The organism is Rhizobium sp. SG2393 (assembly GCF_042610495.1).
Lineage (GTDB): Bacteria > Pseudomonadota > Alphaproteobacteria > Rhizobiales > Rhizobiaceae > RU20A.
Genome location: NZ_JBHGAP010000006.1, coordinates 1 through 26,614, shown reverse-complemented (window position 1 = coordinate 26,614; position 26,614 = coordinate 1). Strand labels below are relative to the sequence as shown.

At 66.6% G+C, this 26,614-nt stretch carries 24 protein-coding genes and 1 riboswitch; of the genes, 19 read left to right on the top strand and 5 right to left on the bottom strand.

Translation table 11 applies throughout. The features are described 5' to 3' along the window. The first annotated feature begins 22 nt into the window (after positions 1-22). From ACED18_RS13815 to ACED18_RS13805, 3 genes are read left to right on the top strand one after another with little or no spacing between them, the layout of a single operon-like run. Entirely contained in the window at positions 23-925 is a 903-nt protein-coding gene (locus tag ACED18_RS13815) for a carbohydrate ABC transporter permease (protein WP_377293158.1), read from the top strand. Further along, positions 915-1,745 (top strand): carbohydrate ABC transporter permease, encoded by an 831-nt coding sequence (locus ACED18_RS13810; protein ID WP_377293156.1) that lies wholly within the window; start codon positions 915-917, stop codon positions 1,743-1,745. Before ACED18_RS13815 ends, ACED18_RS13810 begins: the two co-directional genes overlap by 11 nt. Then, positions 1,742-2,827, top strand: a complete 1,086-nt coding sequence (locus ACED18_RS13805) for an ABC transporter ATP-binding protein (RefSeq protein WP_377293154.1) — start codon at positions 1,742-1,744, stop codon at positions 2,825-2,827. Before ACED18_RS13810 ends, ACED18_RS13805 begins: the two co-directional genes overlap by 4 nt. Positions 2,828-3,001: 174 nt before the next feature. Here ACED18_RS13805 and ACED18_RS13800 read toward each other — a convergent pair whose 3' ends face one another. After that, entirely contained in the window at positions 3,002-3,682 is a 681-nt protein-coding gene (locus ACED18_RS13800) for a GntR family transcriptional regulator (RefSeq protein WP_377293152.1), read from the bottom strand. 97 nt (positions 3,683-3,779) lie between these two features. Here ACED18_RS13800 and ACED18_RS13795 point away from each other — a divergent pair, with 97 nt between their 5' ends. The 9 genes from ACED18_RS13795 to ACED18_RS13755 all read left to right on the top strand — a co-directional run bounded on the left by ACED18_RS13795 (position 3,780) and on the right by ACED18_RS13755 (position 12,556). Further along, positions 3,780-4,382 carry an amino acid synthesis family protein gene (locus tag ACED18_RS13795; RefSeq protein ID WP_377293150.1) on the top strand — a complete coding sequence of 201 codons (603 nt, stop codon included), beginning with the start codon at positions 3,780-3,782 and terminating at the stop codon, positions 4,380-4,382. Continuing rightward, on the top strand, positions 4,357-5,178 hold the full coding sequence (locus ACED18_RS13790; RefSeq protein ID WP_377293148.1) for an alpha/beta fold hydrolase: 822 nt from the start codon (positions 4,357-4,359) through the stop codon (positions 5,176-5,178). The genes ACED18_RS13795 and ACED18_RS13790 overlap by 26 nt, the downstream gene beginning before the upstream one ends. Next, positions 5,168-6,091: a flavin reductase family protein gene (locus ACED18_RS13785; RefSeq protein ID WP_377293146.1), complete on the top strand. Its 924-nt coding sequence runs from the start codon at positions 5,168-5,170 to the stop codon at positions 6,089-6,091. Before ACED18_RS13790 ends, ACED18_RS13785 begins: the two co-directional genes overlap by 11 nt. Positions 6,092-6,094: 3 nt before the next feature. Then, positions 6,095-7,132, top strand: a complete 1,038-nt coding sequence (locus ACED18_RS13780) for an LLM class flavin-dependent oxidoreductase (RefSeq protein ID WP_377293144.1) — start codon at positions 6,095-6,097, stop codon at positions 7,130-7,132. A 10-nt stretch (positions 7,133-7,142) separates the two neighbouring features. Then, positions 7,143-8,606 carry an aldehyde dehydrogenase gene (locus tag ACED18_RS13775; RefSeq protein WP_377293142.1) on the top strand — a complete coding sequence of 488 codons (1,464 nt, stop codon included), beginning with the start codon at positions 7,143-7,145 and terminating at the stop codon, positions 8,604-8,606. Between the two features lie 97 nt (positions 8,607-8,703). Continuing rightward, on the top strand, positions 8,704-9,714 hold the full coding sequence (locus tag ACED18_RS13770; RefSeq protein WP_377293140.1) for an ABC transporter substrate-binding protein: 1,011 nt from the start codon (positions 8,704-8,706) through the stop codon (positions 9,712-9,714). Between the two features lie 82 nt (positions 9,715-9,796). Then, the gene (locus ACED18_RS13765; protein WP_377293483.1) at positions 9,797-10,651 is read left to right on the top strand and encodes an ABC transporter permease; all 855 of its coding nucleotides are present in this window, start codon (positions 9,797-9,799) and stop codon (positions 10,649-10,651) included. A 13-nt stretch (positions 10,652-10,664) separates the two neighbouring features. Next, positions 10,665-11,477 carry an ABC transporter permease gene (locus ACED18_RS13760; protein ID WP_377293138.1) on the top strand — a complete coding sequence of 271 codons (813 nt, stop codon included), beginning with the start codon at positions 10,665-10,667 and terminating at the stop codon, positions 11,475-11,477. Beyond that, on the top strand, positions 11,474-12,556 hold the full coding sequence (locus ACED18_RS13755) for an ABC transporter ATP-binding protein (RefSeq protein ID WP_377293136.1): 1,083 nt from the start codon (positions 11,474-11,476) through the stop codon (positions 12,554-12,556). The genes ACED18_RS13760 and ACED18_RS13755 overlap by 4 nt, the downstream gene beginning before the upstream one ends. Before the next feature lie 152 nt (positions 12,557-12,708). Here ACED18_RS13755 and ACED18_RS13750 read toward each other — a convergent pair whose 3' ends face one another. From ACED18_RS13750 to ACED18_RS13740, 3 genes are all read right to left on the bottom strand, one after another. Further along, positions 12,709-13,698: a TRAP transporter substrate-binding protein gene (locus ACED18_RS13750; protein ID WP_377293134.1), complete on the bottom strand. Its 990-nt coding sequence runs from the start codon at positions 13,696-13,698 to the stop codon at positions 12,709-12,711. 12 nt (positions 13,699-13,710) lie between these two features. Then, the gene (locus tag ACED18_RS13745) at positions 13,711-15,531 is read right to left on the bottom strand and encodes a TRAP transporter large permease (RefSeq protein WP_377293481.1); all 1,821 of its coding nucleotides are present in this window, start codon (positions 15,529-15,531) and stop codon (positions 13,711-13,713) included. Positions 15,532-15,622: 91 nt separating this feature from the next. Continuing rightward, positions 15,623-15,765, bottom strand: a riboswitch (TPP riboswitch). A 66-nt stretch (positions 15,766-15,831) separates the two neighbouring features. Continuing rightward, positions 15,832-16,749 (bottom strand): helix-turn-helix domain-containing protein, encoded by a 918-nt coding sequence (locus tag ACED18_RS13740; protein ID WP_377293132.1) that lies wholly within the window; start codon positions 16,747-16,749, stop codon positions 15,832-15,834. 146 nt (positions 16,750-16,895) lie between these two features. Here ACED18_RS13740 and ACED18_RS13735 point away from each other — a divergent pair, with 146 nt between their 5' ends. The 6 genes from ACED18_RS13735 (at position 16,896) to ACED18_RS13710 (ending at position 25,140) form a co-directional block, all read left to right on the top strand. Further along, entirely contained in the window at positions 16,896-18,125 is a 1,230-nt protein-coding gene (locus ACED18_RS13735; protein ID WP_377293130.1) for an ABC transporter substrate-binding protein, read from the top strand. A gap of 126 nt (positions 18,126-18,251) precedes the next feature. Further along, entirely contained in the window at positions 18,252-19,160 is a 909-nt protein-coding gene (locus ACED18_RS13730; protein WP_377293128.1) for a carbohydrate ABC transporter permease, read from the top strand. Continuing rightward, positions 19,160-20,011 (top strand): carbohydrate ABC transporter permease, encoded by an 852-nt coding sequence (locus tag ACED18_RS13725; RefSeq protein ID WP_377293126.1) that lies wholly within the window; start codon positions 19,160-19,162, stop codon positions 20,009-20,011. Before ACED18_RS13730 ends, ACED18_RS13725 begins: the two co-directional genes overlap by 1 nt. After that, positions 20,008-22,116: an alpha-galactosidase gene (locus tag ACED18_RS13720; RefSeq protein ID WP_377293124.1), complete on the top strand. Its 2,109-nt coding sequence runs from the start codon at positions 20,008-20,010 to the stop codon at positions 22,114-22,116. Before ACED18_RS13725 ends, ACED18_RS13720 begins: the two co-directional genes overlap by 4 nt. Then, positions 22,109-23,203: an ABC transporter ATP-binding protein gene (locus ACED18_RS13715; protein ID WP_377293122.1), complete on the top strand. Its 1,095-nt coding sequence runs from the start codon at positions 22,109-22,111 to the stop codon at positions 23,201-23,203. Before ACED18_RS13720 ends, ACED18_RS13715 begins: the two co-directional genes overlap by 8 nt. Further along, the gene (locus ACED18_RS13710; RefSeq protein ID WP_377293120.1) at positions 23,203-25,140 is read left to right on the top strand and encodes a beta-galactosidase; all 1,938 of its coding nucleotides are present in this window, start codon (positions 23,203-23,205) and stop codon (positions 25,138-25,140) included. Before ACED18_RS13715 ends, ACED18_RS13710 begins: the two co-directional genes overlap by 1 nt. A 31-nt stretch (positions 25,141-25,171) precedes the next feature. On the opposite strand, the gene ACED18_RS13705 is transcribed toward ACED18_RS13710, so the two are convergent. Then, on the bottom strand, positions 25,172-26,095 hold the full coding sequence (locus ACED18_RS13705; RefSeq protein WP_377293118.1) for a ribokinase: 924 nt from the start codon (positions 26,093-26,095) through the stop codon (positions 25,172-25,174). Between the two features lie 302 nt (positions 26,096-26,397). Here ACED18_RS13705 and ACED18_RS13700 point away from each other — a divergent pair, with 302 nt between their 5' ends. Beyond that, positions 26,398-26,574, top strand: coding sequence for a hypothetical protein (locus tag ACED18_RS13700; RefSeq protein ID WP_377293116.1), 177 nt, complete (start codon positions 26,398-26,400; stop codon positions 26,572-26,574). The last annotated feature ends 40 nt before the right edge of the window (positions 26,575-26,614 follow it).

The window sequence follows — 26,614 nt, the reverse complement described above, 5'->3', positions numbered from 1 at the left end:
GCCGCAAGGGCCGGGAGGCGAAATGCTCCGTTTCAATCGTATCTTCCGCGACGGAGGCGGCTTCGATAGCGTGCTTGTCGTGCTGGCGCTTGGCTATCTCGTCGCCTTTTCCGCCTTCCCGCTCATCTACAACCTCGTCATTTCCTTCCAGAGCGTCGATCTCTTCACGATCGCGACCTTCAACCGGCCCTTCGCCGGCCTGCAGAACTACCGCGACGTGCTCCACGATCCGCTGTTCTGGCCGATCCTGCGCCATACGGTCCTGTTCGTTACGCTTTCGGTATGCCTGCAGCTGTCGATCGGACTGGCGCTGGCGCTGTTCTTCCAGCAGGATTTTCCCGGCGCCTCCTGGCTGCGCGGCCTCTTCCTGGCGGGCTGGATCATGCCGGGTCTCGTGGTCGGCGCCATCTGGGGCTGGCTGCTGGCCGGTGATTTCGGCGTGGTGAACTGGCTTTTGCAATCGATCGGCCTGACCAGCCAGCGCATCTTCTGGCTCTCCGATCCCGCGATCTCGATCTATGCCGTCATCATTGCCAATGTCTGGCTCGGCGTGCCCTTCAACATGATCCTGCTGTCGGTCGGGCTTGCCGCGATACCGGCGGATGTCTACGAGGCGGCCGAGCTGGATGGCGCGACGCGCGTGCAGCGCTTCTTCACCATCACCCTGCCAATGATGCGCGCCCAGCTCGGGGCAGTCATCTCGCTCGGAATCATCTTCACGCTCCAGCAGTTCGACCTCTTCGCGGCACTGACCCAGGGCGGTCCGTCAAACGCCTCCAATGTCCTGCAATACTGGTCGTGGGAGCTGGCGTTTCGCGAATATCGCATCGGTCACGGCTCGGTCGTGTCGGTGCTGATGATCGTGGTCGTCATCTTTGTCGCCATCGCTTATGTCCGTTCGACGAGGCACGAACATGTTGTCTAGCACCCCCTGGAAACGCTGGCTGCTGCTGGCTGTCGCCATCCTCCTCGTCGCGATCTACCTGTTCCCGCTCTACTGGATGTATGTGACGGCGCTGAAGACCAATACCGAGACCTTCGCCTACCCGCCGACGCTCTGGCCGCATGATGCGGAGCTGAAGGTGATCGAGGTGTGGAACGCGATGGGCATGGCCTCCTTCATCCGCAACTCGCTGGTGATCGCCTGCGGAACCGTCGCACTCGTCGTTCTCTTCGGCACGGGTTGCGCCTATGGCCTGGCGCGTGTGCGCTCGTTGTGGATGGACGTTGCGCTGTTTCTCGTCTTGATGCTGCAGGTCCTGCCGCCGTCGCTGATGATCACGCCGCTCTTCGTCGCCTTCAGCCAGATCGGCCTCCTGTCCTGGCCGCGCACCGGCACCATTCTTGCTACCGCCGCCAACAAGCTGCCGCTTTACATCGTGCTCGTGCGCGCCGCCTTCATCCAGGTGCCGCGCGAGCTGGAGGAGGCGGCCCTGGTCGACGGCAACAGCCGGATCGGCGCCTTCCTGTCGATCTCCGTGCCGCTGGCCCGCAACGGCATCCTCGTCTCGGCGATCCTCATCTTCCTTCAGGCGCTCGGCGAATATGTCTATTCGCGCTCGCTGATCACCGACCGGGCCTATCAGCCCGCCACCGTCGGCCTGCAGTTCTTCGTCGGGCCGAATGCGTCAGACTGGACCGGCATCATGACCTTCGCCGCCATCTACGTCACGCCGATCCTCATCATCTTCGTCCTGCTTCAGCGCCGCATCGTCAGTGGCCTCACCTCCGGAGCGCTCAAATGACCCTGCAGATCGAACTCGCCGGCATCCAGAAATATTACGGCGCCTACCACGCCCTGCGCGGCATCGACATCGCCATTCCCAAGGGCCGGTTCGTCGCGCTGGTCGGTCCTTCCGGCTGTGGCAAGTCCACGCTGCTGCGCACGCTGGCCGGGCTGGAGACGATTACGAGCGGCGCGATCCGCATCGACGGGGAGGACATCACCCGAAAGCCGCCGCGCCTGCGCGACATCGCCATGGTGTTTCAGTCCTATGCCCTCTATCCGCACATGACGGTGGAGCAGAACCTCACCTATTCGCTGCGGCTGAAGCGCGTGGACAAGGCCGAAGCCCGTCGCAAGGCCCAGGAGATCGCCGAGATCACCGGCCTCACGACGTTGCTCGGCCGCTATCCGCGCGAGCTTTCCGGCGGCCAGCGCCAGCGCGTTGCCATGGGCCGCGCCATCATCCGCAATCCCAAGGCCTTCCTCTTCGACGAGCCCCTGTCGAACCTCGATGCGGCGCTTCGCGTCCATATGCGCGCGGAAATCCGCAAGCTGCACAACAGCCTCGGCGCGACATCCGTCTACGTCACCCACGACCAGATCGAGGCGATGACCATGGCCGATCACGTCGTCATCATGCGGGCCGGGGCGATCGAGCAGCAGGGCGCGCCACTCGACCTCTATGATCGACCCGCCAACCGCTTCGTGGCCGGCTTCATCGGCTCGCCCGCCATGAATTTTGTCGACGGTATCGTGGAGGAAGACGGTTGCTCCGTTCGCCTTGCGCTTCCCTACGACCCCGTCATGTCCTTTGCCGGACGCTGGCCTGCCGGCGAAGCCGTCACCGTTGGCCTGCGACCGGAGCATCTGGTGCCGACCGACGCAGCCGCGCTTCCCGGCGCCAACCGGATGCGGCTTCCCGTTTCGCTCGTCGAGCAGACGGGCTCCATGACCTATGTCGTGACGGAGACCGCCCCCATGCTGACGATCGCGGCCACCATGAGCCGCGCCGTCATCAGCACCCGCAGCATCGAGGTCGCGATCCTGCCCGAAAATCTCTATCTCTTCGACAGCAAGACCGGCATCTCTCTCGCGCGCTGACCGGATTTCCGGCCAGCCCCCGCGACGGCCAGGGGGTTGGCTGGAACGGTGTTTGTTCCATAATACATACTATCTCGCAAAATCCTGTAGCTGGGCGGGTTCACAGGACCGGTTCGATCCCCTTTCTGGCTGCATGGTCCGACCCGAAGCGGGTCCGCTGCAGCCACCCGCCCGTCACGCCAGCAGTTGCTCAGCAATCTTCGCGGCTTCTGCCACGTGGGCCTGGCAGGCACTGGCGGCGCCATCGGGGTCGTTGCGGCAGATGGCGTCGTAGATTTCGCGCAGGCGGGCGGGGCCCGAGACGGTGCGGTTGCTGGTCGATAGCGTCATGACGCGCAGGCGCGAGATGCGGCTGTTGAGGCGGCTGACGATGTCCCAGGCGATATTGTGCCCGCTCGTCTGGAAGATGATCTCGTAAAAATCATGGGTGGCGTCGAGGACGGCCGGCGGAGAGCTGTTCTTCGAGGTGCGGTCGAGCTCTTCCAGAACGCCTTTCAGCTTCGTCTTCACCGCTTGATCGGCACGCCGCGCGCAATCGGCTACCGCTGTTGATTCCAGCGCGGCCCGGATCTCGTAGATCTGCCGGGCATCGTCCCAGGAAAGCCGCGCAACCGTTGGCCCCTGCTTGGCGACGTTCTCCACCAGCCCTTCCGATTCCAGGTGACGGATCACCTCGCGGATGACAGAGCGCGAGACGCCGAGCTGGTCACACAGCGTGCGTTCCACCAGCCGTTGGCCGGGCTCGAAAAGGCCCGAAATGATCGCGCGCCGCAGGCGGTCGAGCGCGATTTCGCGGAGCGTCGCGGGCGGCGTTTCGATGCGGAGATCGGCGAGCTTGGGGTCTTGGCTGGACATGCTTCGGTGTAGCCGCAATTTTCCTCACCGGCAAGGCCTTGACACGTCGTATGATGGTATACCAACATGGAAGCAGACGAAAAGACAGGAGGCAGCCTTGGCGCCGGTGATACGCAAAACCCTTCTCCATGTGGAAACCACGCTTATCGAAGGCGGCAAGGCGGCCCCGACGCCGCTGAAGCTGATCGCGGCCATCGCTATCGTGAAGAACCCCTGGGCCGGCCGCGGTTTCGTGGAAGACCTGAAGCCGGAAATCCACGATGCGGCGCCGGTGCTCGGCGCGCTCCTGACGAAGATGATCCTTGATGCAGCCGGCTCCGGCGAGGCGGTCGAGGCCTATGGCAAGGCGGCGGTCGTCGGTCTTGATGGCGAGGTCGAGCATGCCTCGGCGCTCATCCACACGCTGCGTTTCGGCAATCACTACCGCACGGCCGTGGGTGCGAAGTCCTACCTCGCCTTCTGCAACACCCGTGGCGGCGCCAATGCGCCGATCATGATCCCGCTGATGGACAAGAACGACGAGGGTCGCCGCTCGCACTACCTGACCATTCAGTGCGCCATTCCCGATGCGCCGGCCGCCGACGAGATCGTCGTGGCGCTCGGCGCCTCGATCGGCGGGCGCCCGCACCACCGCATCGGCGACCGTTACCAGGACCTCAAGGAGCTCGGCAACGATGCCAGCAACCCCGCAGCGGTTTGAGACGGCCTCGGGCACGGCCTATGCTGTCGCCGGCAGCGGCGCGCCGCTGGTGCTGATCCACGGGGTCGGCATGCGGATCGAAGCCTGGGCGCCGCAGATCGCGGCGCTCTCTGAGCGCTTCGAGGTCATCGCGCTTGATCTGCCCGGCCATGGCGAAAGCCGGCCTTTGCCGAAGGGCGCGACGCTGACGGATTTCGTGGCGCGGATCGCGACCTTTCTCACCGAAATCGGGCGCGGCCCCGTCAGCATCGCCGGCCACTCCATGGGTGCGCTGATCGCAGGCGGCCTGGCCGCCGAGGCGCCCGCACAGGTGAGCCGCGTGGCGCTCCTGAACGGCGTCTACCGGCGCGATCCGGCAGCGCGTGCCGCCGTCGAGGCGCGGGCGGCGGAAATCTCCACCGGCGGTTTTGATCGCGAAGCCCCGCTTGCGCGCTGGTTCGGCGCGGCGGGCGAACACGAGGCTGCCCGCACGCTCTGCCGGCAGCTGCTCGCCACTGTCGATGCTGAGGGTTACGCCACCGCTTACGGCGCCTTTGCCACGGGCGATGCCGTCTATGCCGATCGCTGGCGGGATGTCGCCTGCCCTGCCCTCTTCCTCACCGGCGAGGGTGATCTGAACTCCTCGCCCGCCATGTCGCGGGCCATGGCGGCGGCCGCACAGAACGGGCGGGCGTTGGTCATTGCCGACCATCGCCACATGGTGAACCTGACGGCGCCCGATCTCGTCAATGCCGCCCTCATCGACTGGATGGGCTGGACGGTCTCGCAACGCAAGGAAGCCTGCCATGACGCATGATCCAAGACAGTTGCGCGATGCCTTCGGCGCATTTCTCACCGGCGTCACTGTCGTCACCACCTTCAATGCCGAGGGCCAGCCGATCGGCTTCACGGCCAATTCCTTCACCAGCGTCTCGCTCGACCCCCCTCTCCTTCTCGTCTGCCTCGCCAAGACCTCGCGCAATTATGCCGCCGTCACCGAGGCGGCCGGCTTTGCGGTCAACATTCTCTCCGAAGCGCAGAAGGATGTGTCCAACACCTTTGCCCGCCCGGTCGAGGATCGCTTCGCCGCCGTCGACTGGCAGCGCGGCCCGTTCGGCTCGCCGGTCTTCTCAGGCGTTGCCGCCTGGTTCGACTGCGCCACCCATTCCGTCGTCGATGCCGGCGACCATGCGATCCTGATCGGCCGGGTCGAGGCCTTCGAAAATTCCGGCCTGACGGGCCTTGGCTATGCGCGCGGCGGCTATTTCCTCCCTGCCCTTGCCGACAAGGCGCTGATCTCGGGCCAGGACATGCCGCAGGTTCTGGGCGCGGTCGCCGAGCGCGACGGCGCGGTGCTCTTGACCGAAGCCGCCGATGGCGGCCTTGCTCTGCCGGCGCTGGAGCTTGGCGCCGGCGATGGTGTCGATGCGCTCACCACCCATCTTGCGTCCCTCTCCGGCCTGCCGGTACAGCCCGGCCTTGTCTATTCCATCTACGAGGACACGCGGGCCCGCCGCCAGCATGTCATCTACCGCGCGACGCTTGGCGAGGGCGCAGCCACGGGCGGCGTCTTCTTCCCGGTCGAGGCCCTGCCGCTGGAGCGGATTGCAGATGCCGCGACACGCGATGTGCTGAAGCGCTACGCGGCGGAGAAGAGCCTCGGCAATTTCGGGGTCTATGTCGGAAATCAGGAAAGAGGCCGGGTCCATGCCCAGCCCGTCAGGAGCTAGTCGATGAAGTTCTCGCTCTTCGTTCACATGGAACGGCTCGATGCCGGTCAGACGCACCAGGAACTCTACGAGGAGTTTATCGCGCTCTGCGAGATCGCCGATCGCGGCGGCATGCACGCCATCTGGACCGGCGAGCATCACGGCATGGATTTCACCATTGCGCCGAACCCCTTCATCAACCTCGCCGATCTCGCCCGCCGCACCAAGAATGTGCGCCTCGGCACCGGCACGGTCATCGCGCCTTTCTGGCACCCGATCAAGCTCGCCGGCGAAGCGGCCATGACCGACATCGTCTCCGGCGGCCGGCTCGATATCGGCATTGCCCGCGGTGCCTATGGTTTCGAATATGAACGTCTGCATCCCGGCCTCGACGCCTGGGGCGCGGGCCAGCGCATGCGCGAGCTGATCCCGGCCGTCAAAGGTCTCTGGGCCGGCGACTACGCCCATGACGGCGAGTTCTGGAAATTCCCTGCGACCACGTCGGCACCGAAGCCCGTGCAGGCCCCGCATCCGCCGATCTGGGTGGCGGCGCGCGATCCCAACAGCCATGAATTTGCGGTGGCGAACGGCTGCAACGTGCAGGTGACGCCGCTCTGGAACGGTGACGGCGAGATCGAAAGCCTGATGGGCCGCTTCAACACGGCCTGCGAAAAGGCCCCTGACGTCGAGCGCCCGAAGATCATGCTGCTGCTGCACACCTATGTCGGCTCCGACGCCGACGACGTGGAGCAGGCGGCCCGCGAGGTCAGCGTCTACTACAATTACTTCTTCGCCTGGTTCAAGAACGAGCGGCCGATCCATCAGGGCCTCATCGCGCGCCTCAGCGAGGACGAGATTGCGGCCAACACCAATCTCTCGCCTGCCGTCATGAAGGCCAACATGCCGATCGGCACCTCCGATCAGGTCATCGCGCGCCTCAAGGCCTACGAGGCGCTCGGCTATGACGAATATTCCTTCTGGATCGACACCGGCATGACGTTCGAGCGCAAGAAGGCCTCGCTCGAACGCTTCATCGCCGAGGTCATGCCGGCCTTCCGGTAAGGAGACAAAGATGCAGCGCTTCCAGCAATACATCGACGGTGCCTTCGAGGACGGCAGCGCCCGTTTCGACAGCCTCGACCCCGCGACCGGTTCGGTCTGGGCCGATATGCCGGAGGCGCGCGAGGGTGATGTCGACCGTGCCGTCAAGGCTGCGGAACGCGCGCTTTACGAAGGCCCCTGGGCGACGATGACGGCAACGCAGCGCGGCAAGCTGCTTTACCGCCTGGCGGACCTCGTCGCCGCGCGGGCCCCGGTGCTGGCCGAGCTCGAGACCCGCGACACCGGCAAGATCATCCGCGAGACCTCCGCGCAGATTGCCTATGTCGCGGAATACTATCGCTATTATGCGGGCCTCGCCGACAAGATCGAGGGCAGTACCCTGCCGATCGACAAGCCGGACATGGATGTGTGGCTGCGCCGCGAGCCGGTCGGCGTCGTGGCGGCCATCGTTCCCTGGAACAGCCAGCTCTTCCTCTCTGCCGTCAAGCTCGGCCCGGCGCTCGCCGCCGGCTGCACGCTGGTGGTGAAGGCCTCAGAGGATGGCCCGGCGCCGCTGCTGGAGTTCGCCCGGCTCATCCACGAGGCCGGTTTCCCGGCGGGTGTCGTCAACGTCATCACAGGCTTCGGCCCTTCCTGCGGCGCGGCGCTGACCCGCCATCCGGGTGTGGCCCACATCGCCTTCACCGGCGGTCCGGCTACGGCGGCGACGGTGGTGCGCAATTCGGCCGAAAACCTTGCCAGTACCTCGCTGGAGCTCGGCGGCAAGTCTCCCTTCATCGTCTTTGCCGATGCCGATCTCGAAAGTGCGGCCAATGCGCAGGTCGCCGGCATCTTCGCCGCTACCGGCCAGTCCTGCGTGGCCGGCTCGCGCCTCATCGTCGAGCGCTCCGTGAAGGATCGCTTCCTTGCCATCCTGAAAAGCCGGGCCGAGGCCGTGACGATTGGTTCGCCGCTCGACATGGCAACGGAAGTCGGCCCGCTCTGCACCGAACGCCAGCGCAAGCTGATCGAGAGCGTCGTTTCCGCCTCCGTCGAAGCCGGGGCAAAGCTGGTCGCCGGCGGCAGCCGCCCGAAGGACGAGGGTTTTTACTACGCCCCGACCATCCTCGACTGCGACGGCGTGTCGGCGCCGTCGGTCGAGACGGAGCTCTTCGGCCCCGTGCTCTCCGTCCTCTCCTTCGAGACGGAAGCGGAGGCCGTGCAACTGGCCAATGCCACCCGTTTCGGGCTCGCGGCCGGGGTCTTCACGCAGAACCTCGCGCGTGCACACCGGATGATCCGGAAGATCCGCTCCGGCATCGTCTGGGTCAACACCTATCGCGCCGTATCGCCGATCGCGCCCTTCGGCGGCTTCGGCCAGTCCGGCCATGGGCGCGAAGGCGGGCTTGCCGCCGCGCTCGACTATACCCGCACCAAGACCGTCTGGGTCCGGACATCGGATGATCCGATCCCCGACCCCTTCGTGATGCGGTAATGCCCAGCCCCGACGCCGGGAGAAAAGGGCGCGGGGCACTTGAGACGATCATGCCGAGAACACTCGAACCATCAAAACGTGAAAAAAGGGGAATGACATGAAGAGACTGCTTCTCGCCACCGCGCTGACCGCCATCCTCGCCGCCGCCGGACAGGCTTCCGCCGCCGACATGGTCTTCACCAGCTGGGGCGGCACCACGCAGGATGCCCAGAAGGCGGCCTGGGCCGACAGCTTCGCCGCCACCTCCGGCATCAATGTCGTGCAGGACGGGCCGACCGACTACGGCAAGATCAAGGCCATGGTCGAGGCCGGCAGCGTGACCTGGGACGTTGTCGATGTCGAGGGTGACTATGCCGTACAGGCCGGAAAGGCGGGCCTGCTCGAAAAGCTCGACTTCTCCATCATCGACAAGAGCAAGCTCGATCCGCGCTTCGTGACCGACTATTCCGTCGGCAGCTTCTATTACTCCTTCGTCATCGGCTGCAACAAGGACGCCGCCGGTACCTGCCCGAAAAGCTGGGCCGACCTCTTCGACACCGCGAAGTTCCCCGGCAAGCGCGCCTTCTACAAGTGGTCCGCTCCGGGCGTGATCGAGGCAGCGCTTCTTGCCGACGGCGTGCCGGCCGACAAGCTCTACCCGCTTGACCTCGACCGCGCCTTCAAGAAGCTCGACACGATCAAGGCCGACATCGTCTGGTGGGATGGCGGTGCGGCCTCGCAGCAGCTGCTCGCCTCCGGCGAAGCCCCCTTCGGCTCCTTCTGGAACGGCCGCCTGACGGCGCTGGCCGCCACCGGCGTGACGGTCGAGACCTCCTGGGACCAGAACATCACGGCTGCCGATGCGCTCGTCGTGCCCAAGGGCACGAAGAACAAGGAAGCCGCGATGAAGTTCATCGCCAACGCCACCTCCGCCAAGCCGCAGGCCGAGTTTGCCGCCGTCACCGGCTACGCCCCGATCAACCTCGGCTCGCCGGACCTGATGGATGCGACGGTGCGCAAGACGCTGCCGGACATGCAGGCCGCGTCCCAGGTGAACGCCGACATGGGCTACTGGGCCGAGCACCGCGACGAGATCGGCAAGCGCTGGTACGACTGGCAGGCCAAGTAAGCCGCGCCGAACGACGACATCGCCTGCCGGCGCATTTCAGCCGGCGGGCGTCCTCCAGCAATCAGGGTATTGAAGCATGGCCATGACCGCCACGGCGGCGCCGGGAGCGCGCGTCCAGCGCCGCAGACACGCCGCCTTCGTGTGGGCGCTGCCCGCGCTCGTCCTCATCCTGCTGTTCTTCGTCACGCCCGTTCTCGGCCTTCTGCTGCGCAGCGTGACCGAGCCGACGCTGGGGCTGCAGAACTATGCCGAACTGATCGGTACCGGCACCTATCTGCGCATCTTCGCCAACACCTTTCTCGTCGCCGGCGTGGTGACGGTGTTGTCGGTGGTGATCGGCTATCCCGTCGCCTGGGCGCTTGCCGTTCTGCCGCGGCCCTGGGGCCAGCTGGTCTTCGCCATCATCATCCTGTCCATGTGGACGAACCTTCTCGCCCGCACCTATGCCTGGATGGTGCTGCTGCAGCGCACTGGAGTCATCAACAAGACGCTCCTCGGTCTCGGCGTGATCGACCAGCCCCTGGCGCTCGTCAACAATCTCGTCGGCGTCACCATCGGCATGACCTACATCATGCTGCCCTTCGTCATCCTGCCGCTGGTCGGCGTCATCAGGGCGATCGATCCCGCCATCCTGCGCGCGGGCGCGCTCTGCGGCGCCAACAGCTGGCAATGCTTCACCCGCATCCTGCTGCCGCTGTCGCTGCCGGGTATCGCGGCGGGTGCGCTGATGGTCTTCGTCATGGCGCTTGGCTACTACGTGACCCCTGCCCTTCTCGGTGGCACGGCCAATATGATGCTGGCCGAAATGGTCGCGCAATTCGTCCAGTCGCTCGTCAACTGGGGCATGGGCGGTGCCGCCGCCTTCGTGCTCCTCGTCGTCACGCTCGCGCTCTACGCCGTGCAACTGCGCGTCTTCGGCGCCGGCCGGATCGGTTGAGGAGGACAGACCCATGCTTCTCGATTTCGACCGCCTCGGCCCGTGGAAATGGGTGCTGATCACCATCACCACCCTCGTTTGCCTGTTCCTCATGCTGCCGATCGTCTTCATTGCGGCGCTCTCCTTCGGCTCGTCGCAATGGCTGATCTTTCCGCCGCCGAGCTGGACGACGCGCTGGTATGGCGAGCTGTTCGCCGATCCACGCTGGCTGCAATCGGCCTTCACCAGCCTGAAGATCGCCGCGATCGTCACCGTTCTCTCGGTCGGCATCGGCTTCCTTGCCGCCCTCGCGCTCAACCGCGGCAGCTTTGCAGGGCGAGAGGCGCTGCGGGCGCTGTTCCTGACGCCGATGATCCTGCCCGTGGTGGTGCTCGCCGTCGCGCTCTACGCCTTCTTCCTGCGCATCGGCCTCAACGGCACCACGCTCGGCTTCATCATCGCGCATCTGCTGATCGCGCTGCCCTTCTCGATCATTTCCATCGGCAGCGCCCTCGACGGTTTCGACAAGTCGATCGAGGATGCCGCGATCCTGTGCGGCGCAAGCCCCTGGGAAGCGCGGCTACGCGTCACCGTGCCGGCGATCAGCCATGGCCTGTTCGGCGCCGCCGTCTTCTCCTTCCTTGCCTCCTGGGACGAGGTGGTGCTGGCGATCTTCATGGCGAGCCCGACGCTGCAGACCCTGCCCGTCAAGATCTGGGCGACGCTGCGCCAGGACCTCACCCCGGTCATCGCCGCCGCCTCCACGCTTCTCATCCTTTTCACCATGCTCCTGATGATTATCGCGGCGCTCGTCCGACGCGGCAGCAAACAAGGGACGAAACCATGACCTCCGCCTTCATCGAGATCCGAGACATCAAGAAGCAGTACGGCCCCATCACCGCCGTGAAGGACGTGACGCTCGATATCCGCAAGGGCGAGTTCATGACCTTCCTCGGCCCCTCGGGCTCGGGCAAGTCGACGACGCTCTATATGCTCGCCGGCTTCGAATATCCGACTGCCGGCGACATCAGGCTGAATGGCAAGACGCTGCTCGACACGCCCTCCCACAAGCGCAACATCGGCATGGTGTTCCAGCGCTACACGCTCTTCCCGCATCTGACGGTCGGCGAGAACGTCGCCTTCCCATTGCGCATCCGCCGCCTGCCGAAGGCCGATGTCGAGCGCAAGGTGAAGGAGGCGCTGCGCCTCGTGCGGCTCGAAGGCTTCGAAGATCGAAAGCCGGCGCTGATGTCCGGCGGCCAGCAGCAGCGCGTCGCACTCGCCCGCGCGCTGGTCTACGATCCGCCGGTGCTGCTGATGGACGAGCCGCTGTCGGCGCTCGACAAGAAGCTGCGCGAGGAAATCCAGTTCGAGATCCGCCGCATCCACCAGGAGACCGGCGTGACGATCCTCTACGTCACCCACGACCAGGAGGAGGCGCTGCGCCTTTCCGACCGCATCGCCGTCTTCAGCCAGGGCAGGATCGACCAGATCGGTTCCGGCCAGACCCTCTATGCCGAGCCGGCCACCCGCTTCGTCGCCGGCTTCATCGGCGATTCCAATTTCATCGACACCGAGGTTGTCTCCGTCGAGGGCAGCCATGCGACGCTTGCGCTGCCGGGTGGCGCGACGGTCTCCGGCGTGCCACTCCACAGCAAGGGTCAGGGCAAGACCGCCGCGCTGCTGCTGCGCCCCGAGCGCATCGAGCTGAAGGCGGGCGAGGCAGGTGCCGCTGCTTCCCTCTCCGGCACCATCCGCGACATCACCTTCCTCGGCAACAACACCGACGTGCTGGTGGACATTCCGGCCGGCAAGCAACTCTCCGTCCGCCTTCCCTTCGGCCACCCGATGCTGGGTGGCCTCAGGCCCGCGCTTCCCGTGTCGCTATCCTTCGACCCGGCCACGGTGCACGCGTTTCAGGGGTAAGGGTCTGCCGTCCTCTTTCCCGCTCCTCCCCCACTCCGTCGTCCTCGGGCTTGACCCGAGGACCCATGCGACCCTCTGCGCCTGCGGCCGTGGATCCTCGGGTCAAGCCCGAGGATGACACCGGGTGTGGTTCTGGGTCGTAACGGCCGCCCTCACGACCCCGCAATGGCATGGATACGGTCCAGACCGCCGACGGTCCCGGCCATGTCCTGCCAGACGCCGGTGGCGCCGCGGCGCCAGTCGTCGAGTGCTTCCGGCTGGAGAAGTCGCCCGCCATGGGCGCGGGCCGTTTCCATCGCGCGGGCCTCGTCCTCGGCGATCAGCCGGTTGAAGGTGGCCGCGCCGGCTTGCGAGGCCTCGGCGAGAAGCTGCTGCTCTTCCGGCGTCAGCCCGTTCCAGAAGCCCGCGCCGAAATAGACGACGCCGGAGGCCCAGATGTGGCGGGTTTCGGTCATGCAGGGCACGACTTCATAGAGCTTGAAGCCGGCATAGGCGGATTTGGTGAGGTCCATGGCGTCGGCGACACCGTTCGACAGCGCATTGTAGGTTTCGGTGATGGGGATGCCGACCGGCGTCGTGCCGAAGGCGCTCCAGAGCCGCGTGTGCAGCGGGCTTTGGATGACGCGGATCTTTAGCCCTGCGAGCTGTTCGGGCCGGGTCACCGGCGTTTTCGTCAGCAGGTTGCGGGCGCCGTAGTTGATGAAGGCGGGCGTGATGAACTGCTGGGCGGAAAACCTTTCCTTCAGCTCGGCCCCGACCGGCCCCGTCACCGTCGCCTGCACATGGTCGGCATCGCGGAAGAGGAAGGGCAGGTCGAGGATCTGGGCTTCCGGCACCCAGCCGGACAGCGCAGACACAGTGGCGAGACTGCCCTGGATGGAGCCGAGCCGCACACCTTCTGCCACCTCCTTCTCGCCGCCAAGCGCGCCGCCCTTGACGATGTTGACTGTGAAGCGGCCGGGAAGCCTCGCCTCGAGGGTGGCGGCGATCGCCTGCCAGATCTTCGTCTCCGGCTTGTCGTCTCCGAAGAGGGAGGCCACCGTGATCGTCCTGGCCCTTGCTTCGGCGCGGCCGATGAGGGCGGGGCTGGCGAGTGCGAGCGCCGTGAGGCTGAGGGCGGTGCGGCGGGTGATCGGGGGCATGGGTCAGTCCTTTCAGATAAGAAGGGCGGCACAGGAAATGAGGGCAAGCGCCACCATGAGGGCGGCGAGATAGGGGAGGACGGCGCGGAAGATCGCCCCCGCCGGCACGCCCGTGACGCCGCTGACGACGTAGACGAGGATGCCGAGCGGCGGCGTCAGCCCGTGGATCATCAGGTTGACGACGAGGACGACGCCGAAGGCGACGGGATCGATGCCCGCGGCTATGGCGGCCGGCAGCAGAATGGGTCCGAAGAGCAGGATCGCCGCGCCGATGTCCAGCACGAGGCCGGCGGCAAGCAGCACGAGATTGGCGAGCAGCAGCACGGCGGCGGCCGTTCCGCCGAGCGCCGTGACGAGACCGGTCACCAGCCCTGCCACGTCGTCCACCGCGAGCTGGAAGGCAAAGGGCGCGGCCGTGCCGATCAGCAGGCTCACGGCCGCCGCCTCGCCCGCCGACTGGCGGAAGACACCGGCGATGGCGCGCAGGCCGAGCCCCTGCCCCGCCGCCAGCATCAGCGTGTAGAGCGCGGCAAGCCCGGCCGCTTCCGTCGTCGTCACGATGCCGAAGCGGATGCCCGCGACGACGATGACGCCGAGGCCAAGCGCCGGCAGGGCGGCGCGCAAGGCCGCGCGGCGTTCGCCGACCGACGCCCGCGGCAGGGCGTGGCCTCCCCTGCCCGCGGCCAGATGGATCGCGACCGCCAGGCACAGCGCCATGACGCCGCCGGCCGCAAAGCCCCCGGTCAGCAGCGCACCGACGGAAAGATTGGTGGCGGCGGCAAGGATGAGGAAGGCGATGGAGGGCGGGATGACATTGTCGAGCACGGAGGTCGCGGCGATCAGCGCGCCGGCCTCGGCCGGTCCATGGCCGTGGCGGACCAGCTCCGGCTGGAAGGTCGCGGCCCCGAAGGCGGCGTTGGCGACCGAGGAACCGGAGGCGCCGGAAAACAGGACGCTGGTCAGAAGCGTCGTCTGGGCAAGTCCGGCGCGGCGGTGGCCGACGAGGCTTGCGGCCAGCCGCACCAGCCGGCCCGCCGCGCCGGACGCCGTCAGAAGCCCCCCGGCCAGCAGGAAGAAGGGAATGGCGAGCAGCAGGAATTTCGACAGGCCCGTCACCGTCGTCGAGACGATCGCGGCCTCCGGCAGCGTGCCGCCGAAGGCGATGGCCCCGTGGGCGGCGGCGAGGAAGGCATGCGGCAGGGGTGCGCCGCAGGCAATCCCGAAGGCGGCGGCGAGCGCGAGGAAGAGGCTCGGCGGAAAGCCGCTGTCGATCGCCATGAGGGGGACGGCCACATAGAGGCCGGCCCCGAGCGCGAGCCCGCCGAGGAGCGCGGGCCCCCTGCCCTGCGACAGCCGCGACAGGACGAGGACAACGAGGAGCAGTGCCCCGCCCCCGGCCATCAGGCCGAAGCGCAAGCCCTCCGACAGGCCGAGCGTTGGCGAGATGCCGCCGACGCGGACGGCCACCTCTCCGCCGCCGCAGGCCAGCACGAGCGCGGCCATGACGGTCACGGCATCGGCGAGGACGGCCGCCGGCGCCTGCAGAAGGCCGGGAAGGCGGGCCGTCAGCCCATCGAGCCGCATGGCGAGCGGGCCGGCGAGCGCCAGCGGCGCGGCAAGCGCGATCATCGCCAGTTGCAGCCAGATCGCCAGATCCTCCGCGCCGGCCAGGGACCGGTGCAGGAGATAGCGCAGCGCCGCATTGCCGACGACAAGCGCAAGCAGCACGGCAAGGAGGACTGCCGCAAGCGCAGACAGCGCCCCTTGCAGCCGGGTCAAAAGCCGCGCGGCGGCCGCCGCGCCCTGGCCGCCCTCTTCCGCCGAAATTCCGATGGCCGACACGCCGGACCTCTCCTTGCGACGATCCGGCCATGGCATGAGGGACAACAGGATTGCCGTGGGGTGAACCGGCCATCACAGGCCGCGCCAGGCATCCGCACCGTCCCTCCGCCAGTATGAGCTGGATCAGGTTCATCGGGTTCCTGCGCTGCCTGAATCGGACCTTTCGGTCGCATCCGGTGGCCAGCAGTATCTCAGCCCCTTGTCGGGACGCCCCTGGTGATTGGCCGTGACTTTGGCCGAGCGGCCGGGCTTCGTCAAGCGGTGTCCCGCACAGGCGCCGGGGCGCTCCGTTCAGGCCGCCTTGGCCCGCATGCGCTTGCGAAAGGCCTGCGGGCGGTCGCGGAAGCGGTCGGCAAAGGCCTCGTAGAAGCGGGAGACGGAGCGGAAGCCGGATTCGTAGGCCACCTCCGTCACCGAAAGATCGGAGGAGATCAGCAGCGATTGCGCCGTATCCAGCCGGTGGCGCACGATCGCCTGGTTGATGGTATGGCCGACCGAGCGGCGAAAGAGCGTCATGGCATAGTTGGGGTGCAGGCCCGCGGCAGCCCCCACATGGCTTGCCGAAATATCCTCCAGCGCATGCTCGGCGACGAAGCGCAGCATGGTCTCGACATGCTCGATCCGCTCGCCGTCATGGGCCGAGAGCGAGGCGATCGCCGCGCCGTCCTCGCGCAGGTCCCGCCAGCCCTCCCGCTCGATGCGCAGCACCCGGGCCGTCAGTTCGTTGCGCACGATCTCCGTCAGGTCGCTGTCGGCGGCCAGCAGCTCCTCGCGCCATTGCGAGAAGATATCGCGGTCGTGCGGGCGGATCGTCAGCGCCTCCACCATGGCGCCGCGAAACACCGCATCGCGGAACCGGCTAAGCTGCGCCATGCCGAGAAAGACCGACATCGGCACATAAAGGCAGATGAAGCGCGTTCCCTCGGCCCGGTCGATCACCTGATGCGGGATCATGCCCCAGAACAGGCAGAGCCGGCCCTCGCTCAGCGTCAGCTCGCGGCCGTCGAACCAGTAGGTCATGCGCCCCTCCAGCAGGAAGTTCAGCTCGATCTGGCTGTGCATGTGCGGGCCGGGCATGCGCTGCACGGTCATGCTGGCGCCTGCGCAGAAACGGTGATCGCCGAACACCACCAGCGGATGGCGCGGGTCGAGATCCGGGTGAACCGGGATGGATTCGTCGGCCTGTTCGATCACGTGGATGGAGCTCATCTTAGGATCCCGGAAAAAATTGCTGAAACAGCGGTAGAATTGTACGGCATCGCGGGCGAGGATCAAGTCAAGCCTTTCCGCAGGCCAAGGGAGAAGCATTCGGCCCGGCGGAAGGTGCGGACTATCAGGGTCATCGGGAGGAAAATATGACCGTTTTCAAGCGCTTCGGCGCCCTTGCAGCCGTTTTCATGCTGTCGTCGACCGCCTTTGCCGGCGAGATCACCATCAATTCGGACCATTCCGACCCCGTGCCGAAGAAGGCCATGGAAGAGCTGATCGCAGACTTCCAGAAGGCTCATCCGGATATCACGGTGAAGTGGAACAACTTCGACCACGAGGGCTACAAGTCCGCCATCCGCAACTTCCTGACGGCCGATGCGCCTGACGTCGCGGCCTGGTATGCGGGCAACCGCATGGAACCCTTCGTCAAGGCCGGCCTTTTCGAGGATGTCACGGATGTCTGGACCAAGAACGGCCTCGACGACCAGCTGAAGTCGGCAGCGCCCTCCATGACCATCGATGGCAAGAAGTGGGGCGTGCCCTACACCTATTACCAGTGGGGCATCTACTACCGGAAGGACATTTTCGCGGAGAAGGGCATTCAGCCGCCGAAGACCTGGGCCGAGTTCCTCGCCGCCTGCAAGACGCTGAAGGACGCCGGCATCACGCCCATCACCATCGGCACCAAGGCGCTGTGGCCGACGGGCGGCTGGTTCGACTATCTCGACCTGCGCGTCAACGGCTACGAGTTCCACATGGAGCTGACCTCCGGCAAGGTGCCCTATACCGATCCGCGCGTGAAGGCGGTGTTTGAAAAGTGGGCCGAGTTGGTGAAGCCCGGCTACTTCATCGACAACCACGCCGCCATCGACTGGCAGGACGCCATTCCGCAGATGGTGCAGGGCAAGGCCGCCATGTATCTCATGGGCAACTTCGCGGTCGCGACCATGAAGAGCGGCGGTCTGAAGGACGAGCAGATCGGCTTCCTGCAGTTCCCGGAAATCACCCCCGGCATTCCCTTCTCCGAGGAAGCCCCGACGGATACGTTCCACATTCCGGCCGGTGCGAAGAACAAGGAAGACGCAAAGACCTTCCTCGCCTATCTCGCCTCGCCGGAAGCGCAGGGCAAGATGAATGCGACGCTCGGCCAGCTTCCGGTCAACAACAAGGCCGAAAAGCCCGCCGATCCCTTCCTTCAGGCCGGGTTCCAGATGCTGTCGAACGCCCATGCGCTTGCCCAGTTCTATGACCGGGATGCGCCCGCCGACATGGCCAAGGCCGGCATGGAAGGCTTCCAGGAGTTCATGGTCAAGCCCGACAAGATCGACCAGATCCTGGCCCGGCTCGAGAAGGTGCGCGCCCGCGCCTACAAGTAAGCCCTCCTCCGCGGGCCGGTCCTGCTTGGCGTTCGCCGCAGGCTGGCCCGCACCCTGAGGCCGGCTGCCGGAGAGGACACGCCTCCGGCGGCCGGCTCCCCGTCGCCCCTTGCAAGGACCGAGGACATGACCGCCAACGTCACCCGCGCGCCCGGTTTCTGGAAGCGCAACCAGCAGAGGCTCACGCCCTGGCTCTTCATGGCGCCCGGACTCCTGATGTTCGCCATCTACGTGCTGATCCCCATCTTCGAGTCGATCGCCATCTCCTTCTACGACTGGGACGGGCTGGGCGAGAAGGTCTTCATCGGTCTCGGCAACTATGTCGAGCTGATGGATGACGACACCTTCTACGTCGCGCTGAAGAACAACGTCCTCTGGCTGCTGCTCTACCTCCTGGCCATTCCGGCCGGGCTTGCCGTGGCCCTCTTCCTCAACCAGACGGTCACCGGCATCCGGCTCTACAAGTCGCTGTTCTTCTTTCCCTTCGTGATCAGCCAGGTCGTCGTCGGCCTCATCTTCACCTGGTTCTATGCACCCGATTTCGGCCTGTTCTCGGCGCTCCTGAAGACGCTGACGGGGCAGGAGATCGCCATCCTCGCCGACGAGCGTTACGTCACCTACGGCATCATCCTCGCCGGCCTCTGGCCGCAGACGGCCTATTGCATGATCCTCTACCTGACGGGTCTCAACAACATCAATCCGGAGCAGGTGGAGGCCGCCCGCATGGACGGCGCCAAGGGGCTGAAGCTGCTCTGGTACGTGATCCTGCCGCAGCTCGCGCCCGCCACCTTCATCGCCCTCGTCGTCACCGTCATCGGCTCGCTGCGCTCCTTCGACCTCGTCTCCATCATGACGTCGGGCGGCCCCTACGGCTCCAGCCAGGTGCTCTCCTACTTCATGTACGAGCAGGCACTGTCCGAATACGGCTTCCGCATGGGCTATGGCGCGGCCATCGCCGTGGTGCTGTTCCTCATCATGATGGTCTTCATCTCCGTCTTCATCGTGCGGATGCTTTCGCAGGAAAGGAACGCCTGATGTTCCCGACACCCATCCAGAAGGCTTCGCCGCTGACGCAGAAGGCCTATGTCATCCTGCTGCCGATCGCGCTCGTGCTGTGGCTACTGCCGCTGATCGGGGTTGCCATCACCTCGGTGCGGCCGGCCTCCGATCTCGCCGCCGGCAACTATTTCGGCCTCCCCTCCGGCTTTGCCGGCGTGGAGAACTACACGGCCGTCTTCCGGGATTCGCCGATCGGCCTCTACATCCTCAATTCCTTCAAGGTGACGATCCCGACCGTCATCGGTTCGGTGGCGCTCGCCTCGCTGATGGGCTTTGCGCTGTCGGTCTACAAGTTCCGGGGCAATCTCGTCGTCTTCTTCATGTTCGTGGCGGGCAACTTCATCCCGTTCCAGATCCTGATGGTGCCGGTGCGCGATTTCACGCTGAAGACCGGGCTCTACGACACCACGCTCGGCCTCGTGCTCTTCCACATCGCCTTCCAGACCGGCTTCTGCACCCTCTTCATGCGCAATTTCATCCGCGGCCTGCCCTTCTCGCTCATCGAGGCGGCGCGGGTGGAGGGCGTGTCGGAGTGGAAGATCTTCATCCACGTCGTGCTGCCGCTGATGCGCCCGGCCATCGCCGCGCTGTCCGTGCTCGTCTTCACCTTCGTGTGGAACGATTACTTCTGGGCGACCGTGCTGGTGCAGGGCAGCCACGCCATGCCGGTGACGGCCGGTCTTTATGCGCTCAACGGCCAGTGGGTCGCCGCCTGGCACCTCGTTTCGGCCGGCGCCATCGTCGCGGCCCTGCCCCCGGTCGCCATGTTCTTCCTCATGCAGCGGCATTTCATCGCCGGCCTGACGCTTGGAGCGACCAAAGGATGACATCCCGCCTTCTCACCATCGGCAGCGATGCCTTTTCGCTCAGCCTCTCCCTGCCCGAGACCGGCCTGCCCGAGATCGTCAGCCTCGGCCGCGCGCGCGGCGATGATGACACGCTGATCCGTCTCGACCGCTCAAGCCGCATCAACGGCATGGATGCGGCCGTGCCGAGCGCCGTGCTTTTGCCGACCGGGGGCCTTGGCTTCTTCGGCTGGCCGGCGATCACCGGCCACCGCGACGGGCGCGATTTCACCCTCGCCTTTGCCGGCTGGACGGTTGCGGAGGAGGAGGGCGCCACACGCCTCACCGCAACCGACACCGTTGCGGCGATCCGGCTGGAGATCACGCTGGCCGCCAAGCCCGGCGACGTGATTGCCGTGTCCAGCCGCCTCACCAATCTCGGCGAAGCGCCCTACCAGCTCGATCGCCTCGCCGCCGCCTCCTTCCTCGCCCCCGAAGATCCGGCCACCCTCACCACCTTCACCGGCATGTGGGGCCGCGAGTTCCAGCTTCGGCAGGAGGCCCTCGGCACCGGGCTCTGGCTGCAGGAAAGCCGGCGCGGGCGCACATCGCACGACCGCTACCCCACCCTCTTCCTCTCCGGTGCGCGGGGCGGGATCGCCGTCACGCTCGGCTGGAGCGGCAATCATTTCACCGCCATCGACCGTCTCGATGACGGCCGCCGCCTCGTGCATGTCGGCGAGCTCTTCGAACCCGGCGAAATGCGCCTTTCGCCCGGCGAAAGCTATCAGAGCCCGCTCGCCTATGTCGCGGCCGACAGCGCCAGCCTGCACGCCTTCGTGCGCGCCGACCTGATCGACTGGCCGGGCGGCGCCATGCGGCCGCGGCCGGTGACGCTCAACACCTGGGAAGGCAACTATTTCGACCATGATCTCACGGCCCTGAAGGCGCAGGCGAGTGCTGCCGCCGCGCTCGGCATCGAGCGCTTCGTGCTCGATGACGGCTGGTTCGGCCGGCGCGACGACGACACGACCTCGCTCGGCGACTGGGATGTCGATCCGCGCAAGTACCCCGATGGTCTCGGTCCGCTCATCGACCATGTCGTTTCGCTCGGCATGGAGTTCGGCATCTGGTTCGAGCCGGAGATGGTGAACGCCTCCTCCGACCTCTTCCGCGCCCATCCCGACTGGGCCCTGCAGGTGGCCGGGCGCCCGCTCCTGCCCTCGCGCAACCAGCTCGTGCTCGATCTCGCGCGGCCCGAGGTCTCGGATTATCTCTTCGCCAAGATCGATGCCGTGCTCTCGGCCCATCCGGTCGCCTACATCAAGTGGGACGTGAACCGCGACCTGACGCATGCGGGCGATGCCGGTGGCCGCGCCGCGACCGCCCGTCAGACCCGCGCCGTCTACGCGCTGATGGACCGCATCCGTGCCGCCCATCCCGGGGTGGAGATCGAAAGCTGCGCGTCGGGCGGAGGTCGTATCGATTTCGGCGTGCTCGCCCGCACCCACCGTGTGTGGACCTCCGACTGCACCGATGCGCTGGAGCGGCTGGAAATCCAGCGCGGCGCGAGCCGCCTTCTGCCGCCGGAACTGCTCGGCGCCCATGTCTCGGCCTCGCCGAACCACCAGACGGGCCGCATCCTCAGCCTCGATTTCCGCGCCCTCGTGGCACTCGCCTATCACCTCGGCGTGGAGCTGAACCCGCTGGAGATGAGCGAGGCGGAGCGCTCGATCCTTGGCGCCTACGTCGCCGCCCACAAGCGGCTGCGGCCGCTGCTGCATGCGGCGGGCGCCAATTTCATGCTCGACCCCGTCGATGGCCGCTATGCCTGGGGTGCGGCCGATGCCGGGCGGATCGCGCTCTTCGTGGCGCAGGGCCCGCAGATGGTGGCGGAACAGCCCGCGCCGCTCACGCTCCCCACCCATCTCGCCCACTTTGGCGGCCGCTGGCGCATCGCGCGCATCCTGCCGGAAAGGCCGGAGTTCATCCGCACATCGGCGGCGCAGGACAGGCTGCTCGCCGGCGATGTCACCTTCACCCTCGCAAGCGCCGTCTCCGGCGGCCTGCCGCTGCCCATGCTGCGGCCGGAAAGCGCTCTGCTGATCGAACTGGAACCGGTCTCGGGAGGGCCGAACCATGGCTGATGTCACCCTCAAGGGCGTAACGAAACAGTTCGGCGCCCACTCCGTCATCAAGGGCGTCGATCTCGCGATCGCCGATGGCGAATTCTGCGTCTTCGTCGGCCCCTCCGGCTGCGGAAAATCCACGCTGCTGCGCATGATCGCCGGTCTGGAAGACATCTCCGGCGGCACGCTTGCGATCGGCGGGCGCGACATGACGAATGTCGGCCCCTCCGAGCGGGGCGTCGCCATGGTCTTCCAGTCCTACGCGCTCTATCCGCACATGACGGTGCGCGACAATATCGGCTTCGGCCTGAAGATGACCGGCCATGCCAGGGCCGATATCGACGCGCGCGTCGCGGAAGCCGCCCGCATGCTGCAGCTCGACGCGCTCCTGGAGCGCAAGCCCGGCCAGCTTTCCGGCGGCCAGCGCCAGCGCGTCGCCATCGGCCGCGCCATCGTGCGCAAGCCGGAAGTCTTCCTCTTCGACGAGCCGCTGTCGAACCTCGATGCGGCGCTGCGCGTGCAGATGCGCATCGAGCTGTCGCATCTCCACGCCGATCTCAAGGCGACGATGATCTACGTCACCCACGACCAGGTGGAGGCCATGACCATGGCCGACAAGATCGTGGTGCTCTCGGCCGGCCGGATCGAGCAGGTCGGCTCGCCGCTCGATCTCTATCACCGCCCGGACAATCTCTTCGTCGCCGGCTTCATCGGCTCGCCGAAGATGAATTTCATCAAGACGCGCGCCACCGCTGCCGGTGCCGGCATCTCGGTTACCCTGCCGGGCGGCGGCACGCTGTCGCTGCCCGCCCCTGCCGGCGGCCTGCCGAAGGGCGAGGTCACGCTCGGGGTGCGCCCCGAACATCTCTCCGCCACCGGCGAGGGCGATGCGACGCTGACGGGCACGGTACGCGTGGCCGAACATCTCGGCTCCGAAACCCTCTATTTCGCCGCCCTGCCCGATGGCACGGAACTGTCGGTCAAGGCGGACGGTCTCTCCGGCCTCAAGGTCGGCGACACCATCACCATCGGCATTCCGGCTTCGGCCTGCCACCTCTTCGACGGCGAGGGCAAGGCCGTGCTCAACGGGGACCTGAGACGATAATGCTGGGCGTTTGCTACTATCCCGAACACTGGAGCGAGGCGCGCTGGGAAACGGATGCGCGGCGCATGCGCGAGCTCGGCATTTCCCATGTGCGCATCGGCGAATTCGCCTGGTCGCGGCTGGAGCCGCAGCGCGACCGCTTCGAGTTTGCCTGGCTCGACCGCGCCATGGACGTGCTGCATGCGGCGGGTCTCAAGATCGTGCTGGGAACGCCGACCGCGACGCCGCCGAAATGGCTGGTCGATGCCCATCCCGATATCCTGCCCTATGACGAACAGGGCCGCGTGCGCGGCTTCGGCTCGCGGCGCCACTACACGTTTTCCTCCGAGACCTGGCACCGCGAAAGCGCCCGCATCGTGGAGATCGTCGCCAAGCGTTACGGCGAACATCCCGGCCTTGTCGGCTGGCAGACGGACAATGAATATGGCTGCCACGACACCACGCTCTCCTGGGGGCCGGAGGATCTGAAGGCCTTCAGGCGCTGGCTGCGCCTGCGCTACCAGTCGCCCGACCAGCTGAATGCGGCCTGGGGCACGGTCTTCTGGTCGATGGAACTCGATAGTTTCGAGGATGTCGCCCTGCCGATGCTGACGGTGACGGAGCCGAACCCGGCCACCCGCCTCGATTTCTGGCGCTTCCATTCCGATCAGGTCGCGGCCTACGACCGGATGCAGGTCGAGATCATCCGCCGCCACTCGCCGGACCGCTTCGTCACCCACAATTTCATGGGTTTCGTCACCGATTTCGACCATTTCCAGGTCGGAGACAATCTCGACCTCGCCTCCTGGGACAGCTACCCGATCGGCTTCGTGGAGAAGTTTCCCTTCTGCGAGGCCGAGCGCACCCGCTGGGCCGAGACCTCGCATCCCGATATCGCGCCCTACCACCACGACCTCTACCGCGCCGTCGGGCGCGGCCGCTTCTGGGTGATGGAGCAGCAGCCGGGTCCGGTGAACTGGGCGCCGTGGAACCCGGTGCCGAAGCCCGGCATGGTGCGGCTGTGGACCTGGGAGGCGCTGGCCCACGGCGCCGAGGTCGTCAGCTATTTCCGCTGGCGGCAGGCGCCGTTTGCGCAGGAGCAGATGCATGCCGGCCTGAACTTGGCCGGCCTTGACGAACTCTCCCCCGGCGGCCGCGAGGCCGAGCAGACCGGCCGCGAGATCGCAAGCCTCGCCCCCCTGCCCGCCACCGGCCCGGCCCGCGTCGCGCTCGTCTACGACTACCAGAGCTACTGGGCGACGATGATCCAGCCGCAGGGCAAGGACTTCCGCTTCGAGGAACTCTGCTTCCGCTGGTACGAGGCGCTGCGCCGCCTTGGCCTCGACATCGATTTCGTGCGCCCCGGCGCCGATCTCTCGGCCTACGCTCTCGTCGTGGTGCCCACCATGACGGAGGTGACGCCGGATGCCGAGCGGGTGCTGGCGTCCGCCACCGGCACCGTGCTGATCGGTCCGCGCAGCGGCTCGCGCACCCGCGATTTCGCAATTCCCGACAACCTGCCGCCCGGCCCGCTCGCGGCGCTCACCGGCGTGCGCGTCATCGAGGTCGCGACGCTGCGGCCCGGCCTCTCCGATGCGGTCACGGGGTCGGTATCCGGTGCCGCGGTGCGCTGGCGCGAACATGTCGAGGCGACGGCCGAGACGCTGGCGCGCTTTGCGAACGGCGATCCCGCGCTGGTCCGCTCCGACAACCGCCTCTACCTCGCCTGCTGGCCGGACGAGGCGCTGCTCGGCGCGACCATGGCCCTTGCGGCCGGGGCTGCGGGACTGGCGACGATGCCGGTGCCGGACTTCATTCGCCTGCGCCGGCGCGGCGACCTCACCTTCGCCTTCAATTACGGCACGGAAGACTGGCCGCTGCCGGAAGGGGCGGAGATCGTGCTCGGCGCCTCGCCGCTGAAGCCGCAGGAGATCGCGATCTTCCGCCAGCCGGCTTGAGCCCGGCCGAGGGGGAAGCGTTCGACGGGACTTACCGTGACGCCAGCAATGCCTCGACCTCGCCGAGGGCGGGCATGGCCGGTGCCGTGCCGCGTCGGGTCACCGCGATGCCCGCCGTCGCGCAGCCGTAGCGGGCGGCGTCCGCCGGATCGAGCCCGCGCGCAAGCGCTGCCGCAAAGCCGCCGATGAAGGCATCGCCCGCCCCGGTCGTATCGATCGCCGGTCCCGGCGCGATGGCGGGCACGGCGACGGAGCGTTCGGCACTGTGATAGAGCGCCCCCCGGCTGCCGAGCGTGATCAGCGCCGCCCCCACGCCGCGCGACAGGAAGACGTCCCCTGCCCGCTTCGCATCCTCGATCGTTTCCAGCGGGAAGCCGACGAGGGCTGCCGCCTCCGTCTCGTTCGGGGCGATGAAGTCGCAGAGCGGATAGATGTCCTCCGGAAAGGGTTCGGCCGGCGCCGGATTGAAGAGGGTCGTGACACCCGCAGACCGCGCAATCTCCAGCCCGCGCCGGGCCGCCGCCACCGGCTGCTCCAGCTGTGTCACGAAGACGGCGGCGCCTTCGATCGCGTCGCGCGCCGCCTCCACATCGTCGGGGCCGATCGAAAGGGCGGCGCCGGCATAGACGATGATGGCGTTGTCGCCGCTCCTGTCGTTCACATAGATGAAGGCGGCCCCGGTCGGCTGGTCCTCCAGCACGCGCACGCACGGCGTCACGCCCGCGGTCTTCCAGGTCGATAGCGCAAGCTCGCCAAAGGTATCGCGGCCGAGCCGCGAGATGATGGTGGTCTCGGCACCGGCGCGCGCCGCCGCCACCGACTGGTTGGAGCCCTTGCCACCGGGCCCCACCGCAAAGCCGCTGCCGGAAATGGTCTCGCCGACCACGGGCAGGCGCGGCGCGAGATAGGCCGTGTCGGCCACGAAAATTCCGAGAATGGTAACGCCCTTGCCCATGCTGCTCTCCCCTGCCGGCATTCTTGTCGTTGCGGGAAGATTAAAGCATGTCGCGCAAAAGTGTGCCGCGGTTTTGCGATAACGACATGCGATAAAAAAGCCTGAAAGCGTCAGGAGCGAATCCGAAAGATCGCGACGCGCTTGAAGAGGGACGGCCGGCCGGCCGGGAAAGCGCCATGACGCATTTTCGTCGCCCTCCCCTGCCCTGTTCCACCGGGAACAGCGTGGCCCCGGAGAAGATGCGATTGTCGGGTCACTGGATGAGACGGGCTCATCCCCCACACACAAAGGAACTGGACCCCATGCGCAAGATCGTTCTCTCCGCCGCCATCGCAGCCGTCGCCGCCCTCTCCTTCGCCGCCCCCTCGCAGGCCGGCTACTACTCCTACGACTACCAGCCGGTCTGCCACATCAAGAAGATCAAGACCTACGACTACTACGGCAACCTCGTCATCAAGAAGATCAAGGTCTGCAAGTAAGGGGCACTGTGCAGACGGCAGGGCGCGGGTGGTGACGATC